General features: G+C 70.5%; 17 protein-coding genes. 10 read left to right on the plus strand and 7 right to left on the minus strand.

What is annotated here, in order from left to right:
* The first annotated feature begins 74 nt into the window (after positions 1 to 74).
* Complete coding sequence (locus ACQEWB_RS22070) at positions 75 to 1019, plus strand: glucosyl-3-phosphoglycerate synthase (RefSeq protein ID WP_432833608.1); 945 nt, start codon at positions 75 to 77, stop codon at positions 1017 to 1019.
* Positions 1020 to 1103: 84 nt separating this feature from the next.
* Positions 1104 to 2567: an alpha,alpha-trehalose-phosphate synthase (UDP-forming) gene (locus ACQEWB_RS22075; protein WP_432833610.1), complete on the plus strand. Its 1464-nt coding sequence runs from the start codon at positions 1104 to 1106 to the stop codon at positions 2565 to 2567.
* A gap of 162 nt (positions 2568 to 2729) precedes the next feature.
* Here ACQEWB_RS22075 and otsB read toward each other — a convergent pair whose 3' ends face one another.
* From otsB to ACQEWB_RS22090, 3 genes are read right to left on the minus strand one after another with little or no spacing between them, the layout of a single operon-like run.
* Positions 2730 to 3584: a trehalose-phosphatase gene (gene otsB / locus ACQEWB_RS22080; protein ID WP_432833612.1), complete on the minus strand. Its 855-nt coding sequence runs from the start codon at positions 3582 to 3584 to the stop codon at positions 2730 to 2732.
* A 9-nt stretch (positions 3585 to 3593) separates the two neighbouring features.
* Positions 3594 to 3827 carry a DUF3263 domain-containing protein gene (locus ACQEWB_RS22085; protein ID WP_432833614.1) on the minus strand — a complete coding sequence of 78 codons (234 nt, stop codon included), beginning with the start codon at positions 3825 to 3827 and terminating at the stop codon, positions 3594 to 3596.
* 49 nt (positions 3828 to 3876) lie between these two features.
* Positions 3877 to 5094, minus strand: a complete 1218-nt coding sequence (locus ACQEWB_RS22090) for an extracellular solute-binding protein (RefSeq protein ID WP_432843937.1) — start codon at positions 5092 to 5094, stop codon at positions 3877 to 3879.
* A 153-nt stretch (positions 5095 to 5247) separates the two neighbouring features.
* Here ACQEWB_RS22090 and ACQEWB_RS22095 point away from each other — a divergent pair, with 153 nt between their 5' ends.
* From ACQEWB_RS22095 to ACQEWB_RS22110, 4 genes are all read left to right on the plus strand, one after another.
* A complete protein-coding gene (locus tag ACQEWB_RS22095; protein ID WP_432833616.1) occupies positions 5248 to 6189 on the plus strand; it encodes an ROK family protein in 942 nt (313 codons plus the stop codon).
* 80 nt (positions 6190 to 6269) lie between these two features.
* Entirely contained in the window at positions 6270 to 7400 is a 1131-nt protein-coding gene (gene nagA, locus ACQEWB_RS22100) for an N-acetylglucosamine-6-phosphate deacetylase (RefSeq protein WP_432833618.1), read from the plus strand.
* Positions 7401 to 7529: 129 nt separating this feature from the next.
* Complete coding sequence (locus ACQEWB_RS22105) at positions 7530 to 8459, plus strand: 1-phosphofructokinase family hexose kinase (protein WP_432833620.1); 930 nt, start codon at positions 7530 to 7532, stop codon at positions 8457 to 8459.
* 154 nt (positions 8460 to 8613) lie between these two features.
* A complete protein-coding gene (locus tag ACQEWB_RS22110; RefSeq protein WP_432833622.1) occupies positions 8614 to 8961 on the plus strand; it encodes a peptidase inhibitor family I36 protein in 348 nt (115 codons plus the stop codon).
* A gap of 106 nt (positions 8962 to 9067) precedes the next feature.
* On the opposite strand, the gene ACQEWB_RS22115 is transcribed toward ACQEWB_RS22110, so the two are convergent.
* Both ACQEWB_RS22115 and cdgB read right to left on the minus strand, forming a co-directional pair.
* Complete coding sequence (locus tag ACQEWB_RS22115) at positions 9068 to 10006, minus strand: carbohydrate-binding protein (protein ID WP_432833624.1); 939 nt, start codon at positions 10004 to 10006, stop codon at positions 9068 to 9070.
* A gap of 131 nt (positions 10007 to 10137) precedes the next feature.
* Positions 10138 to 11793 (minus strand): diguanylate cyclase CdgB, encoded by a 1656-nt coding sequence (gene cdgB, locus ACQEWB_RS22120; RefSeq protein WP_432833626.1) that lies wholly within the window; start codon positions 11791 to 11793, stop codon positions 10138 to 10140.
* A gap of 314 nt (positions 11794 to 12107) precedes the next feature.
* On the opposite strand from cdgB, the gene ACQEWB_RS22125 reads away from it, so the two are divergent.
* Together ACQEWB_RS22125 and ACQEWB_RS22130 are read left to right on the plus strand one after the other, a co-directional pair.
* A complete protein-coding gene (locus ACQEWB_RS22125; protein WP_432833628.1) occupies positions 12108 to 12704 on the plus strand; it encodes a flavin reductase family protein in 597 nt (198 codons plus the stop codon).
* Positions 12705 to 12785: 81 nt separating this feature from the next.
* Positions 12786 to 13268, plus strand: coding sequence for a GNAT family N-acetyltransferase (locus ACQEWB_RS22130; protein WP_432843939.1), 483 nt, complete (start codon positions 12786 to 12788; stop codon positions 13266 to 13268).
* 9 nt (positions 13269 to 13277) lie between these two features.
* On the opposite strand, the gene ACQEWB_RS22135 is transcribed toward ACQEWB_RS22130, so the two are convergent.
* Positions 13278 to 14204, minus strand: a complete 927-nt coding sequence (locus ACQEWB_RS22135) for a sigma-70 family RNA polymerase sigma factor (protein ID WP_432833630.1) — start codon at positions 14202 to 14204, stop codon at positions 13278 to 13280.
* Between the two features lie 119 nt (positions 14205 to 14323).
* The gene (gene arfB / locus ACQEWB_RS22140; RefSeq protein WP_432843941.1) at positions 14324 to 14764 is read right to left on the minus strand and encodes an alternative ribosome rescue aminoacyl-tRNA hydrolase ArfB; all 441 of its coding nucleotides are present in this window, start codon (positions 14762 to 14764) and stop codon (positions 14324 to 14326) included.
* 212 nt (positions 14765 to 14976) lie between these two features.
* Between arfB and ACQEWB_RS22145 the strand changes: the two genes are divergently transcribed.
* Positions 14977 to 15552 (plus strand): TerD family protein, encoded by a 576-nt coding sequence (locus tag ACQEWB_RS22145; RefSeq protein WP_230221891.1) that lies wholly within the window; start codon positions 14977 to 14979, stop codon positions 15550 to 15552.
* A gap of 97 nt (positions 15553 to 15649) precedes the next feature.
* On the plus strand, positions 15650 to 15829 hold the full coding sequence (locus tag ACQEWB_RS22150; RefSeq protein WP_432833633.1) for a hypothetical protein: 180 nt from the start codon (positions 15650 to 15652) through the stop codon (positions 15827 to 15829).
* Positions 15830 to 16176 lie beyond the last annotated feature (347 nt).

The following is a 16176-nucleotide window of genomic DNA, read 5'->3' on the forward strand; positions in this document are numbered from 1 at the left end:
CAAGACTGTAACCGAAGGCCAGGACAGTTGAGATAGTCGTCCGAACCGCGAGACACACGTGAGGAGCCGCCTACGTGCTGGAAGAAGTCGAGCGCTGGCTGAGCACCCGCTCCTGGTCCGTCACCGACCGCCCGCTGCACCAGATACTCGCCGCCAAGCACCGCACGGGCCAGACGGTCTCCGTAGTGCTGCCCGCGCTCAACGAGGAGGAGACGGTCGGCGACATAGTCGCGATCATCCGCCACGACCTCATGCAGCAGGTCCCGCTCGTCGACGAGATCGTCGTCGTCGACTCCGGCTCCACCGACCGCACCTCCGAGGTCGCCGCGGCGGCCGGCGCGCGGGTCGTCCACCGCGACGACATCCTGCCGCGCATCCCGACCGTCCCCGGCAAGGGCGAGGTGCTGTGGCGCTCGCTCCTCGCCACGAGCGGGGACATCGTCTGCTTCATCGACGCGGACCTGAAGGAGTTCTCCTCCGACTTCGTCTCCGGCATCGTCGGCCCCCTGCTCACCGACCCCGGGATCGACCTCGTCAAGGGCATGTACGACCGCCCGCTCGGCGGCGCGACCGGCCAGGGCGGCCGGGTGACCGAACTCATGGCCCGCCCGCTGCTCAACATGCACTGGCCCCAGCTGGCCGGATTCGTCCAGCCGCTCGGCGGCGAGTACGCGGCCCGGCGTTCGCTGCTCGAACAGCTCCCGTTCCCCGTCGGCTACGGCGTGGAGCTCGGCATGCTGGTCGACGCCCTGCACCTCGTCGGCCTCGACGCGCTCGCCCAGGTCGACGTCGGCGTCCGCAAGCACCGTCACCAGGACGGCCAGGCGCTGGGCCGCATGGCGGCGGCGATCTACCGCACGGCCCAGCTGCGGCTGGCCCGCGGGCATCTGATCAGGCCTTCTCTGACCCAGTTCGAGCGGGGCGAGGACGGCTTCGAGCCGCGCACCTATTCGGTGGACACGGAGGAACGGCCGCCCATGGTGGAGATCGCGGAGTACGCCGAGCGCAAGGTCGCGTAACGGTGCGGAGCGGGCCGTATACGGGCCGCCACCGCAAACCGGCCATACGTTTGAGTCTTTCCGGGCCGGGCTAGGTTGAGGCGTATGGCTTCCACCCACGCTGCCCATCAGGTGCTGGTCGCGTCCAACCGCGGCCCGGTCTCGTACGAGGTTCGGGGCGACGGCTCGCTGGCCGCCAAGCGGGGTGGCGGCGGGCTGGTCTCCGGGCTGTCGGCGATCGGGCCGGACGCGGGCGCGCTGTGGGTGTGCTCGGCGCTGTCCGACGGCGACCGGGAGGCGGTACGGCGCGGGGCGGGCGAGGCCGGCGTGCGGATGCTGGACATCCCGGCCGAGGTGCACGCGGACGCGTACAACGGGATCGCGAACTCGGTGCTGTGGTTCGTGCACCACATGCTGTACCAGACGCCGCTGGAGCCGGTGTTCGACGCGGAGTTCCGGCGGCAGTGGGGGTCGTACGAGGCCTACAACCGGGCGTTCGCGGAGGCGCTGGCCGAGGAGGCGGGCGAGGGGGCGGCGGTCCTCGTGCAGGACTACCACCTGTGTCTGGTGCCGGGGATGCTGCGGGAGCTGCGGCCGGATCTGCGGATCGGGCACTTCTCGCATACGCCGTGGGCGCCGACCGAGTACTTCGCGATGCTGCCGGACGACATCCGGCAGCAGCTGGTGTGGGGGATGCTCGGCGCGGACCAGCTGGGGTTCCTGACCTACCGGTGGGCCGGTGCCTTCATGGACTGCGCCCGGGGCGTCGGCGGCGAGGGGCACGTCGAGGCGGGATGGCCCGCCGGGGATCCGGTCAAGTACCTCAAGCACACGAGGACCGGTCTGGCCCCGCAGACGACCACCCGGGTCACCGTCCACGGCCTCGGCGCCGACGCCGAGTTCCTGCACGCGCGCTCGCACGAGGCGGACGTCGAGGAACGGATGGCGGCGCTGCGGGAGGAGATCGGCGCCGGGCGGAAGACGATCGTCCGGGTCGACCGCACGGAGTTGTCGAAGAACATCGTGCGCGGGCTGCTCGCGTACCGGCAGCTGCTCGACGACCGCCCCGAGTGGCGCGAGCGGGTCGTGCACGTGGCCTTCGCCTACCCCTCCCGGCAGGACCTCGCCGTCTACCGGGACTACACGGCCGAGGTGCAGCGGCTGGCCGAGGAGATCAACTCCCGTTACGGGACGCCGGGTTGGACGCCGGTCGTGCTGCACGTCAAGGACGACTTCGCCCGCTCGCTGGCGGCGTACCGGCTGGCCGACGTGGCCCTCGTCAACCCCATCCGGGACGGCATGAACCTCGTCGCCAAGGAGGTGCCGGTCGTGTCCGACGAGGGCTGCGCGCTGGTGCTGTCCCGCGAGGCCGGGGCCTACCAGGAGCTGGGCAAGGACGCGATCGTGGTGAACCCGTACGACGTCCTCGGCACGGCGAACGCGCTGCACGAGGCGCTCACCATGCCGGTGGAGGAACGGGCCGAGCGGACGAAGCGGCTCGCTGCGGCGGCGACGGCGTTGCCGCCGGCGCAGTGGTTCCTCGAGCAGTTGGAGGCGTTGCGGGGCTGAGGCTGGGGGCTGCCGCCCCCAGACCCCCGCTTCGGCCCTGAAGGGGCCTTGTCCTCAAACGCCGGACGGGCTGGAAGCGCTGGGCCTGCGTCGAGAAGTGCCGCCAGTCGGGCCGGAATTGCTCGGCCCGCGTCACGAAGAACCGCCGGACAGGCTGAATCGTCAGCCCAGTCGGTCCGCCAGCCCCCTCAGCAGCCCCACCACCCCCGCCGGCCCGTCCACCACCAGGTCGGCCCTCTCCCTCATCTCCGTGACCTCGTCGCTCCCGCTGCACACCAGCACCCCCGGCACCCCGTCCGACCGCAGCTTCTCCACCGCCGCGAACGCGGGGAGGTCGCCCAGGTCGTCGCCCGCGTAGAGGACCGCCGTCGCTGACGTCTCGCGGACGTGGTTCAGGAGGGCTACGCCCTTGTCCATGCCGGGTGGGCGGAGTTCCAGGACCAGGCGGCCCGGTTCGACGATCAGGCCGTGGCGGGTAGCGAGGTCGGTCAAGGGGGCGCGGAGGGCGTCGAAGGCGGCCTGGGGGTCGGTCGCGCGGCGGGTGTGGACCGCGACGGCTCGGCCCTTCTCCTCGATCCAGGTGCCCTGCCAGGCGCCGAACCCGTCCAGGAAGCCGGGGAGTTCGGCGCGCACGGCGGCGACGCCGGGGTGCGGGGCGGGGGCGTTGATCTCGCCGCTCACCGCGTCCCAGCGCTCGGCGCCGTAGTGCCCCAGGACGGTGAGGTGCTCCAGACCGGGCACGCCCGCGAAGCCCCCGTGGCGGACGGCCACGTCCGCCGGGCGGCCGGTGACCACCGCGACCGAGGCGACCTTCGGGGCGAGCCTCGCCAGCGCGGGGACCGCGTCCGGGTGGGCGCGGGCCTGTTCGGGGTCCGGGACGATGGGGGCGAGGGTGCCGTCGAAGTCGAAGGCGAGCACCGACTTCCCGGGGTTCGCGAGGATCGCGGCGAGTCCGTCACGTCCGGCCCGGGTGGCGGGCGTCGGCAGGGGGTCCGTGTCCGTGTCATGGGTGCCCATACGGCGACCCTAACGGTCCCCTCTGCGCTGCTCCCGTACCCTTCTCAGCCTGTTCACCGTCACCGGGTCGTGGGCCAGCGCCCGCTCGTCGTCCAGGAGCGCGTTCAGCAGCTGGTAGTAGCGGACCGGAGCCAGCCCCAGCTCCTCCCGTATCGCCCGCTCCTTCGCGCCGGGGCCCGAAAACCCCCGGCGTTCCAGTGCGAGCACGGCCCGCTCCCGCTCCCCCAGCTGCTCCTCTTCCATGTCACAAACCGTAGCGCCCGCCACTGACAGTCACCCCGGCGGAAGGGAACTACTCCGCGCTCTCCGCCGTCGAAGCCGTCGACTGGAGCTGTTCCAGCGTCGCCGCCGGGCTGCCGTTCGCGGCCACCGCCTGGCCTATCCGCTTCTTCACGGCCGCGCTCACCGTCGCCCAGGACGTCTTGTCCACCGGCGGCAGCTCGGACTGCGGCAGCTCGTCCAGGAACGGCTTGAGGTCGGCGTCCTGCTTGGCCGAACTCATGGTGTCGGACGCCGAGTTGGTGACCGGAAGCAGGTCGTACTCGCGGGAGAAGTCGAGGACGTTCTGCTCGTCGTAGACGAAGTCGAGGAAGTCGCCGACCTGTTCGGCGTGGCCGTTCTTCTTGAAGGCCATCATCCAGTCGGCGACGCCCATGGAGTTCTTGGTCGCGCCGTCCACGCCGGGCATCGGCACCATGCCGTACTTGACGCCCTTCTTCGCGGCGATCTTCATCAGCGAGGGGTGCCCGTTGAGCATGCCGACGTCACCGTTCGCGAACGCGGCGAAGGCGGCGGCCCGGTTGAGCTTGCCGGGGGCCACCGGGCCGGTCAGGCCCTTGTCGACGAGGTCGTCCTTGAGCCAGGTGAAGGTGTCGACGTTCTGCGCGGAGTCGATGCCGTAGGTGCCGACGGTGTCGGTGTAGCCGCCCCCGCCGCTGAGCAGCCACTGCATCGTCTCGGCCTGCGCCTCCTCGGGCCCGAGCGGCAGGGCGTACGGGTACTTCACGCCCGCCGCCCTGAGCGCCTCGGCGTCGGCGGCGAGCTGCTTCCACGTGGTCGGCGGGGTGAGGCCGGCCTTGGTGAAGAGGGTCTTGTTGTAGAAGAGCAGCCGGGTGGAGGCGGCGAACGGCATGCCGTACTGGATGCCCTTCACCTGCCCCGCGGTGGCCAGCTGGGAGGCGAAGTCGGCCTGGGTGCTGATGGAGAGCAGGTCGTCGGCCGAGTAGAGCAGGTCCTTCTCCGCGTAGTCGGCATACGCGCCGATCTGCGCCATGTCCGGCGCCTTCCCGGCGTCGACCATCTCCTTGACCTTGCGGTCGACGTCGGTCCACGAGTAGACGGTGACCTCGACCTTCACACCGGAGTGCTTGCTCTCGTACTCCTCGACCAGCTTGTCCCAGTACTTCTGGGAGGCGTTGGCGCTCGAGTCGCCGTAGTCCGCCGCGACCAGTCTCAGCGTGACGTCGCCCGAGCCGCCGGTGACACCGCAGCCACCGAGGGCCGCCGTCATCCCCAGCGCGGACAACACCGCGACCGTTCCCGTCCTACGCCGCCGCACTACGCCACACCCCAACTGTCTCGCCGTTCAATATATGGACGCCATAAGGTCTACACCACGTGAGTGGACTAGACCTCTCGTGGGTCGGCGGGCCACACTACACCCGTGAGACATGTCATCGCCCTCGATGTGGGCGGCACCGGAATGAAGGCCGCGCTGGCCGGGCCGGACGGCGAGCTGCTCCATCAGGCCCGCCGCGCGACCGGCCGCGAGCGCGGTCCTGAGGCGGTGGTCGAGTCGATCCTCGACTTCGCCGCCGAGCTGCGCGCGTACGGCGCCGAGCGCTTCGGCGAGCCCGCGGTCGCGGCCGGCGTCGCCGTCCCCGGCATCGTCGACGAGGAGCGGGGCGTCGCCGCCTACTCGGCCAACCTGGGCTGGCGGGACGTACCCCTGCGCGACCTGCTCGCCGACCGCCTCGGCGTCCCGGTCGCCCTCGGCCACGACGTCCGCACCGGGGGGCTGGCGGAGGGCCGGATCGGTGCGGGCAAGGGCGCCGACCGTTTCCTCTTCGTCCCCCTCGGCACGGGCATCGCCGGCGCGATCGGCATCGCGGGCCGGGTGGAGTCGGGGGCGCACGGTTTCGCGGGCGAGATCGGGCACATCGTCGTACGGCCCGGGGGCAGCCCCTGTCCGTGCGGGCAGGTGGGCTGCCTGGAGCGGTACGCCTCCGCGGCGGCCGTCAGCGAGGCGTGGGCGGCGGCCTCCGGGGACCCCGAGGCGGACGCGGCCGACTGCGCCAAGGCCGTCGCGTCCGACGACCCGAACGCCGTCCGGGTCTGGCGGGAGGCGGTCGACGCCCTGGCCGACGGCCTGGTCACCGCCCTCACCCTGCTGGACCCCCGCACCCTCATCATCGGTGGCGGCCTGGCCGAGGCGGGGGAAACCTTGTTCACACCCCTGAGGGAGGCCGTGCAACGCCGGATCACTTTCCAGAAACTGCCGAACATCGTCCCCGCAGCGCTCGGCGACAGCGCCGGATGCCTGGGCGCGGGCCTCATGGCCTGGGATCTCCTCAACCACACCGACCGTACGGAGGTAACGCCCTAATGGCACCCACCCCAGGGGCGCGGGGAACTGCGCGACCAGCCACAACGAGCCCGCAGCCCGCGACGGCCGGATCTCCCCTGGTGCTCTCCGGCGCCTCGGTCGTACTCCCCACAGGAACCGTCAAAGACGGCCAAGTGGTCATCGATGGCACCCGAATCGCCGGTTCCGCCCCAGAGAACGCCCAGGTCATCGACGTCACCGGCCTCTGGGCTGTGCCCGGCTTCGTCGACATCCACAACCACGGCGGCGGCGGAGCCTCCTTCACCTCCGGCACGGTCGACGACGTACTCCACGGCATCCACACCCACCGCCTGCACGGCACCACCACCCTCGTCGCCTCCACCGTCACCGGTGACATGGACTTCCTCGCCCAGCGCGCCGGCCTGCTGAGCGAGCTCGCCGAGCAGGGCGACATCGCCGGCATCCACTTCGAGGGCCCCTTCATCTCCCCGTGCCGCAAGGGCGCCCACTCCGAGGAGCTGCTGCGGGACCCGGATCCCGCCGAGGTCCGCAAGCTGATCGACGCGGCGCGCGGCCGGGCCACGATGGTCACCCTCGCCACCGAACTGCCGGGCGGCATCGACTCCGTACGGCTGCTCACCGAACACGGTGTCATCGCGGCGATCGGCCACACCGACGCGACGTACGAGCAGACGGTGGAGGCGATCGACGCCGGTGCCACCGTGGCCACGCACCTCTTCAACGCGATGCCCGCGCTCGGCCACCGCACCCCCGGCCCGATCGCCGCCCTCCTGGAGGACGAGCGGATCACGGTCGAGCTCATCAACGACGGCACGCACCTCCACCCGGCCTCCCTCCAGCTGGCGTTCCACCACGCGCGCGCGGGCCGGGTCGCCTTCATCACGGACGCGATGGACGCGGCCGGCTTCGGCGACGGGCGTTACATGCTCGGCCCCCTGGAGGTCGAGGTCAGCGAGGGCGTGGCCCGTCTCGTCGAGGGTGGCTCCATCGCCGGGTCGACGCTCACCCTCGACCGCGCGTTCCAACGAGCCGTGACCGTGGACCGGCTGCCCGTGGAGGACGTGGTGGCCGCCATCTCCGCGAACCCCGCCAAGCTCCTCGGCCTGGACGACCGGATCGGCTCGCTGGAGCCCGGCAAGGACGCCGACCTGGTACTTCTTGACCATCAATTCTCCCTCAAGGGCGTGATGCGCCGCGGTGAATGGGTGGTCGATCCCCAACTGGGGTGATGTGTCCGGCTGTTGGGGCGGCGGCTGTCCTGGGAGACTGGGACGGCCGCCGTCCTTGTGGCATCACGGGCCCTTCGGACGCCCGGCGGTCAGATCAGGTCGCAGTCGTTTCGGGGGAGGTCGGCCCAGGTGATCCTCACGGTCACGCTGAACACCGCTCTCGACATCACGTACCGCGTCCCGGCCCTCAGGCCGCACGCCTCCCACCGCATCACGCAGGTGACCGAACGCCCCGGCGGCAAGGGCCTGAACGTGGCCCGTGTGCTGGCCGCGCTCGGCCACCAGGTGACGGTCACCGGCTTCACCGGCGGCGCGACCGGCCGTATCGTCCAGGACCAACTCGCGGCCGTCCCAGGGATGGTGGACGCGCTGATCCCCGTATCCGCCGCAACCCGGCGCACGATAGCGGTCGTTGACGAAGGGACCGGCGACACGACCCAGCTCAACGAACCGGGCCCGACGATCGCACCCGCCGAGTGGTCCGCCTTCCAGGAGGCTTACGAGGATCTGCTGCCGTCGATGGCGGCGGTGGCCCTGTGCGGCAGCCTGCCGCCGGGGGTGCCGGTGGGCGCGTACGCGGGCCTGGTGCGGCTGGCGAAGGCGGCCGGGGTGCCGGTACTGCTCGACACGAGCGGTGAGCCGCTACGGCGAGGGGTCGCCGCGCGGCCCGACCTGATCAAACCGAACACCGAGGAGCTGGCCGAACTCACCGGCTCCCACGAGCCGTTGCGCGCCACCCAGGACGCCCGCCGCCGCGGCGCCCGCTCGGTCGTCGCCTCCCTGGGCACGGAGGGCCTCCTGGCCACCACCCCCGAGGGCCGCTGGCGCGCAACCCCACCGGCCCGCCTCCACGGCAACCCGACAGGCGCGGGCGACTCCGTGGTCGCGGGCCTGCTGTCGGGCCTGGTCGACCAACTCCCGTGGCCGGACCGGCTGTGCCGCGCGGTCGCCCTGTCCGCGGCGACCGTACTGGCCCCGGTGGCGGGCGAGTTCGACCGCGCGGCCTACGAGGAGCTGGCGGGGCGGGTGGCGGTGACCGGGGAGGTCAGCGCGGCGTGAAAGCCTTGCGCCCCTCGCCCGAAAGCACATCCGGCCGTTTGGCGGAAAACACCCTTCCCCACACACTGATCAAGTGATCCGATGATCACCAGTTCATTGCATCGACCAATTTTCGCCACCTGACCAGTGGCGAAAGAGACAGGGGGAACCTCATATGAGCCTGCTCAGGAAAAGCCTGACGACGGCGGCCGTGGCCGGAGTGCTGCTGGGCGGCGTCTTTGCCACACCGGCCGCGGCGGCCGATCCCAACACCTGCCCGAAGGGCAAGTTCTGCGGATGGTCGGGGAAGAACAGGACCGGGACCAGGACGGTCTACTCCGAAACGCCCGGCTGTATCCCTCTCGCCCACATCGCCAAGTCCGTCTCGAACCAGACTGACTACACCCTGGTCTTCTGGAAGGCCACCACCGGCTGTGCCACCGGCACCAAGCTGGTCACGCTGAAGCCGGGCACCTACTCGGACAACCCCGGCAGCGCCAACTCGGTCGAGATCTACGGCTGAGGTGCGCTGAAAGCACCAACCTGAAGTTCACGAAGCGCGACAGCCGCCGGAGATCAACACCTCCGGCGGCTGTCGCACTTGACGGACCGTGTCCGCCGTTCGAGCCCTACTGCACCCACAGCTGGTCTATCAGCGCATCGCACTGATTCCCCTGGCCGCAGGAGAGCGTCAGCGTGTTGGTGCCCTTCTTCAACGCCACCGGAGCCCAGGTGGACTGCCAGTTCTTCGCGAGGTCGGTGTCCGAGGACTTGATGAAGTTCTTCATGCCCAGCGACTGTTGGTTGGACTTGCCGTTGACCGTCAGCGTCGCGTCGGCGTCCACGGCGGGAATGCTGTAGTGCACGTACAGGCGGTAGGAGCCCGCCTTCGGGAAGTCACTGAGGGTCCAGGTGATCGAGGCGCCGACATTGTTGAACCCCGTCACATAGCTGCCGCCGTCCGCGTCGGCGCCCTTGACGTCCGAGGCGACCGTCGCGCCGCCGCCCAGCTGGAGGTCCTTGGCATCGGTCTTCGGCAGTTCCGCCGACGCACTGCTGCTCGCCGACTGGCTGGGCGAGGCGCTCTGGGAGGTGGACGTCGAGGGCGAGGAGTCGCCGCCGGCCTTGTTGTCCGAGTCGTCGCCGCCCAGCATCGCCACGCCGATGCCGATCACGACCGCCGCGACCACCGCGATCGCGCCGATCAGCAGACCCTTGGTGTTGGGCCCGCGGCGGCCGCCGCCACCGCCACCGCCGTACGCCTGCTGCTGCGGGGCCGTGGGAGCGCCGCCGCCCGTGAAGTTCTCCGGGGCCGAGTAGTGCGCGTTCGGCTGACCGTACGCGCCCTGCTGCTGCGGTACCTGGCCGTAGGCGGCCGTCTGCTGGGCCTGGGCCGGCTGTCCGTACTGGCGCTCGCCGACCGCACGCACTCTGTTGACCGAGCCGGGGTAGCCGTAGCCGCCTCCGCCGGAGGGCGGCTGGGCGCCGTTGGCCTGCCCATCGGCGTAGAGGTAGCCGAACGGGTCGTCGTCCTCGGGCGTGGTGGCCCCGTTGTTGCCGGACGTCATCCCTTGGTACTCCTAGCGGGTGCGGGTCGGTGCGATACGTGGGGTCGGAATGGCGAGCCTACCCGCTCTCCATGCCCCAAACGGGTGACTCGGATCGCATCGACTCGCGGGCCTGCCCCCTGACCTGGGGATCAGCCGGCGCGTCTGTGTTGTTTGGGACGAGATCGTTTCTCTACGTACATCCGCTCGTCCGCGGACTTCAACACTTCGTCCGCAGTCATGCCGCAGTGTGCCCACCCGATGCCGAAACTGGCCCCGACGCGCACGGCCCGCCCCTCGGCCCGGATCGGCTGGATGATCTCGTTGCGCAGGCGTACGGCCAGGTCCTGGGCGTCGGCCCGGCCGAGCCCGTCGGCCAGGATCACGAACTCGTCGCCGCCGAGCCGGGCGACCGTGTCGCCGTCGCGCACCGCGCGGGAGAGCCGGCGGGCGACCTCGATGAGAACCGCGTCACCCGCGTTGTGCCCGAACCGGTCGTTGATCGACTTGAAGCCGTCGAGGTCGCAGAAGAGCACCGCGAGCCCCTTGGCGCCCTCGTCGCGCTCGCCGTCGGGCGCGGCGGTGTGCACATGGTGGTCGAAGCCGTCGTAGACCTCGATGCCGCCGGGGCGGAAGTCGAAGCCGTGCCCGTTGGCGTCGTAGGCGGGGTGGCCGAAGGCCGCGTCCAGGGTCTCCAGGGCGCCCGGGTGGGAGGGGCGCTGGCAGATGCGGGAGGAGAGGCGGGAGCGCAGCTCGGCGGAGTTCGGCAGGCCGGTGAGCGAGTCGTGGGAGGCGCGGTGGGCGAGCTGGAGCTCGCGGCGCTTGCGGTCCTCTATGTCCTCGACGTGGGTGAGCAGGAAGCGCGGGCCGTCGGCCGCGTCCGCGACCACGCTGTTGCGCAGGGAGACCCAGACGTACGTACCGTCGCGGCGGCCCAGTCTGAGCTCGGCGCGGCCGCCTTCCGCCGAGGTCCGCAGCAGGGTGCCGATGTCCTCGGGGTGGACCAGGTCGGAGAAGGAGTAGCGGCGCATCGCGGAGGCGGGGCGGCCGAGCAGTCGGCACAGGGCGTCGTTGGTCCGGAGAATCCGGCCGTGCTGGTCGCCGCCCATCTCGGCGATGGCCATGCCCGAGGGGGCGTACTCGAAGGCCTGCCGGAAGCTCTCCTCGCTCGCGCGCAGGGCCTGCTGCTCGCGTTCGAGCCTGACCAGTGCGCGCTGCATGTTGGCGCGCAGCCGCGCGTTACTGATCGCGATCGCGGCCTGAAAGGCGTACATCTGGAGCGCTTCGCGTCCCCAGGCGCCCGGTCGGCGGCCGTTGCGCGGCCGGTCCACGGACAGCACGCCGATCAGTTCGCCGCCGGAGCCGCCGGGCGAGGAGGGCGTGTACATGGGCGCGAACAGCCGGTCCGACGGATGCCACTCGTCCTCGAAGCGCGGCGCGGGCCCGTCGGTGTACCACTGCGGTACGTCGTCGTCGTCGAGGATCCAGCCCTCGGTGTGCGGTATGAAGACCAGGTCGCCCCAGTGCTCACCCATGGACAGCCGGCGCTCCCAGGACTCGCGGGAGCCGGCCCGGCCGGTGATCAGCGCCTCGGCCGCCGGGTTGCCGGCGAAGGCGGCGACGACGAGGTCGCCGTCGGGGCGGACCAGGTTGACGCACGCCAGCTCGAAACCGAGGCCGTTGACCACGCCGTCGGCGACGGTCTGCAGTGTGTCCGCCAGGCTGCGGGCCGTGTTCATGTCCGCCATGACCTGGTGCAGTTGTCGCAGGGTCGCAAGACGGACGTACGGCTCCGACTCGGTCTCCATGCTCGCCCTCCCCCCGAGACCTCGCAGCGAATCAAGGGTTCTCATCGGCGTATCGTTCTGGCAGCTTCCCCGCCACTGAATCACAGCGCGCTGCCCACCCGGTACACAGGGTCAACAATTAGTCCCTCTTGTGACTCAAGTCACAGCGAAAGATGAACAATTGAGTGGGGTTTCTGCGTTCTTCTCGCGCCCTTCCTGTGCGTTTCCTGGACGCAAACTTTGTGGATATGCGACTGATCCGTCGATGGTCCTAGGTCCGGCCTCGGACCGGGGTCCGATGCGGTCGGGGCGGGCCGGAGATTAGCGTTTCCGGCGTGCTGAACACTCCTCCCGCCACCCCCTTCGCCACGGCCCCGATCATTCCCGCGCCCGCCTCCGGGCATGCTGTCGGTGTGAGCAACGACGAGTTCCGCGCCGCCATGTCCCGGCTGGCCGCGGGCGTGGTCCTGGTGACCGCGCAGGAGCCGCCGCTGGACCCCGACGACGCGTCGGCGCCGGGCGGCGAGGACGTCGGCATGACGGCCACCGCCTTCATGTCGGTCTCCCTGGACCCGCCCCTGGTCCTGGTCAGCCTGCGCAACGGCTCCCGCATGGACGACCTCCTCGACGAACAGCCCCTGTGGGCGGTCTCGGTCCTGTCCGAGAGCCAGCGCCACATCGCCGGCCGCTTCGCGATGAAGGGCCGCATCAGCGATCGGCTGCTGTTCGAGGACATCCCTTACGTCCGCGGGAAGGCGAGCGGCGCCCCCCTGGTGGGCGGCGCGCTGGCCACGCTGGAATGCCGCACCGAGCAGCGGGTACTCGCCGGGGACCACACACTGGTGATCGGCCGGGTCCTGACCGCGGACGTACCGAGCGCGGACGGCGGACCGCTGGCTTATTTCCGGGGGCGGTACCGGCAGTTGGGGTGAGTCCGCTCACGAAAATCCGTGGCCGACGGTGATCATCCGGCATACGGTCCCCTGATGACTCGCACGACTCGTACGACCCACATGACGCGTACGACACCGAATCCAGCCATCCGCCTCGAAGAGATCACACCCGGGAACTTCGAGGCCGCGATCGGCATTAGGGTCCGCCCGGACCAGGAGGTCGCCGTATCCCCGGTCATGCAGTCCCTGGCCGAGGCATACGTCCACCCCGCCGGGGTCGCCTGGCCGCGCCTGATCGTCGACGGCGACCGCCCCGTCGGCTTCCTCATGGCCTTCCTGGACATCGACTGGCGCGGGGACGGCACCGACTTCCGGTCCGGCCTGTGGCGGCTGAACATCGCAGCTGAGGAGCAGGGGCGCGGGTACGGGCGGTTCGCCGTGGAGTCGGTGGCGGGCGAGATCCGGAGCCGGGGCGGGAGCCAGTGCCATGTCACATACCACCCTGGTACGGACGGCCCCCAGGACTTCTACCTGGGCCTCGGCTTCCGCCCGACCGGAGAGACCAGCGGCAGCCAGACGGTCGCCGTACTGAATCTGACCTGACCGGCGTCGCTAGCCCGCGTCGACAAGGCTGACGTCGAGTTCCGCGACCCGTCCCGCATCGGTGACGATGTCGATGACGGCGATCCGGTCCCGTACGAAAGTGAAGGTCAGCGTCCGGTCGAGGCGGTTCTCGACGAAGACGGCGAGGCCGGTGCGGCCGTCGATCAGGGCGGGGCGGGCCACCGCCGCGAAGTGGCGGAAACTCGACGCACCCTTGGCCACCGCCGCCGCGCCCGTGGTCACGCCGACCTCGGTGCGGGCGACGACATCCGGGTCCAGCAGCTCGACCAGGGCGTCGAAATCGCCCTCCCGCGCGGCCACCAGAAACGCGTCCACGACCTCCCGCTGCCGCACCAGATCGGCATCGTGCACCTCGGCCCCCTGCACCCGCCGCCGCGCCCGGCTGGCCAGCTGCCGTGCCGCCACCGGACTGCGCCCCACGATGTCCCCGACCTCCTCGTACGGCACCGCGAACAGGTCGTGCAGCACGAACGCGAGCCGTTCCGGGGGCGTAAGCGTCTCGAGTACGACGAGCAGCGCGGCGCCCACCGAGTCGGCGAGCAGCGCGTCCTGCTCGGGGTCGGGGGCGGCGGTCGCGGCGCGGTCGGCCACGCGCGCGTGCGTCTCGAAGGGCTCCAGGGGCTCCTCGGCACGCGACCTCCGCGACCGCAGCATGTCCAGACAGACCCGCCCGACCACGGTCGTCAGCCAGCCGCCCAGGTTGTCCACCTGCCGCGTGTCACTCCGGTTCAGCCGGAACCACGCCTCCTGCACGGCGTCGTCGGCCTCGGCGGCGGAACCGAGCATTCGGTAGGCGACGGCACGCAGATGAGACCGATGGGATTCAAATCGCCGAGCAAGGAATTCGTTGGACTCGTTGTCGTTGGACTCGTTGTCGTTGAATTCGTTCTCCGGCGGAAATTGGTTCTGGTCCATCGCCACAGCTCCTCGCAGCCCGACACCTTGTCGATGACTTGACGTACGAGAGGCCGCGGATGTGACAAAGGACGTTCTACGACACCCCGCCCCAGGGCTTCTCGGGGGCTTCCCAGGGCTTATCCCCAATCGCGGCCGGACCGCCCCCGCTTGGTGTCGGAACGCTGCTTCTTCTCCCTCAACCGACGCTCATTGATCCCCCGCGGAATCCGGGTGGGCCGGCGCGGCTTGGGCGGTGGCGCGGTGGCCTCGGCGAGCAGCGCCGCGAGGCGTACGGCGGCGGTCTCGCGGTTGCGCCACTGGGAGCGGTGCTCGGACGCCCGTACGACGACGACACCGCCGTCGACGAGCCGGCCGGCCAGCCGCTCCAGCGCCCGCGCCTTCCACACCTCGGGCAGTGCCTCGGTCTTGGCCAGGTCGAAGCGGAGCTCCACCTGGGAGTCGCTGGTGTTGACGTGCTGCCCGCCGGGCCCCGACGACCGCGAGAAACGCCACAGGAGCTCGGCCTCGGGGAGCGAGACGGAGCCACGGATGAGGTAGGGACCGGCCATGCCGTCCATGGTGACGCGCCTGACCGGCACACGTCACCCGAATATCCTCCTCGATCGTTCACCTCCTGTTCGGTAAAGAAAGTAAAGAGAGCTGGAACCTTCGGTACCCCTCGTGGCGTTCATAGGGGTAGCTGTAGCTTCATGCCCGTACTACCCGTACTACCCGTACCGGCCGCACGACCTGTACTGCCGTACGCAAACAAGGGAAAGGACTCCCAACCATGGCTGTAAGCCTGTCCAAGGGTGGCAACGTCTCGCTCACCAAGGAGGCTCCGGGCCTGACCGCCGTCACCGTGGGCCTCGGCTGGGACGTCCGCACCACCACCGGCACGGACTTCGACCTCGACGCCTCGGCGATCGCGGTGAACACGCAGGGCAAGGTCTACTCGGACGGACACTTCGTCTTCTTCAACAACAAGCAGACCCCGGACCAGACCATCGTCCACACCGGCGACAACCGCACCGGCGAGGGCGCGGGCGACGACGAGGCGATCAACGTCAACCTGGCCGGCCTCCCGGCCGACATCGACAAGATCGTCTTCCCGGTCTCGATCTACGACGCGGAGAACCGCTCGCAGAACTTCGGCCAGGTCCGCAACGCCTACATCCGCATCGTCAACCAGGCGGGCGGCGCGGAGATCGCCCGCTACGACCTCTCCGAGGACGCGGCGACGGAGACGGCGATGGTCTTCGGCGAGCTGTACCGCAACGGCGCGGAGTGGAAGTTCCGCGCGGTCGGCCAGGGCTACGCGTCGGGCCTGGTGGGCATCGCGCAGGACTTCGGCGTGAACGTCTGACACACGCTGCGGTGCGCTGAGCTGAGCGGGAGCCCTCGGTTGTCTTGGACGGCCGGGGGCTCCGGCGTACAGGTGGGAGCACACGAAGGAGCATCGCGTGACCACACAGCCTGAACACGGGCATGAGCTGATCCCGCGCGCCGAACGAACCCCCGAAGCAGTCCGTGTGGCACTGGCCCGCCTCGCGCCCCACCGCCTCGGCGAGATGGAACAGCACAAGGAAGAGGCACTGGCCGCGGCCATTCAGGACGGCAAGATCGGCCACGTCCAGCACTGACTCACCCACTGGCAGGTACAGGTCGAGATAGAGCGGCGTCCCGACCTCCACGCCCGCCACCGGTCCGCTCTCGCGACGATCAACGGAACCACCACCAAGGACGACCCGGGTTTCCGAACCGCCGTGACCTGGCGAGCTGTACGTCGTCGGGGACACGCTCAGGATCGAGGTCACGGATACGCGGGGTGACCGTGTTCCCCATGCCCAACCCCCTTCAACCGACGCCGAGTCGGGGCGGGGGCTGCTGCTCGTGGACGCGCTCGCCGACAAGTGGGGGGTCGCGGCGGGGGCGCCGCCGCGCAAGACGGTGTGGGCCGAGGTCTGTCTCGGCCGGAGTTCGGTGGAGC

The sequence above is a fragment of the Streptomyces sp. CA-249302 genome (genome assembly GCF_050936785.1).
In the GTDB taxonomy this organism is placed as follows: Bacteria; Actinomycetota; Actinomycetes; order Streptomycetales; family Streptomycetaceae; genus Streptomyces.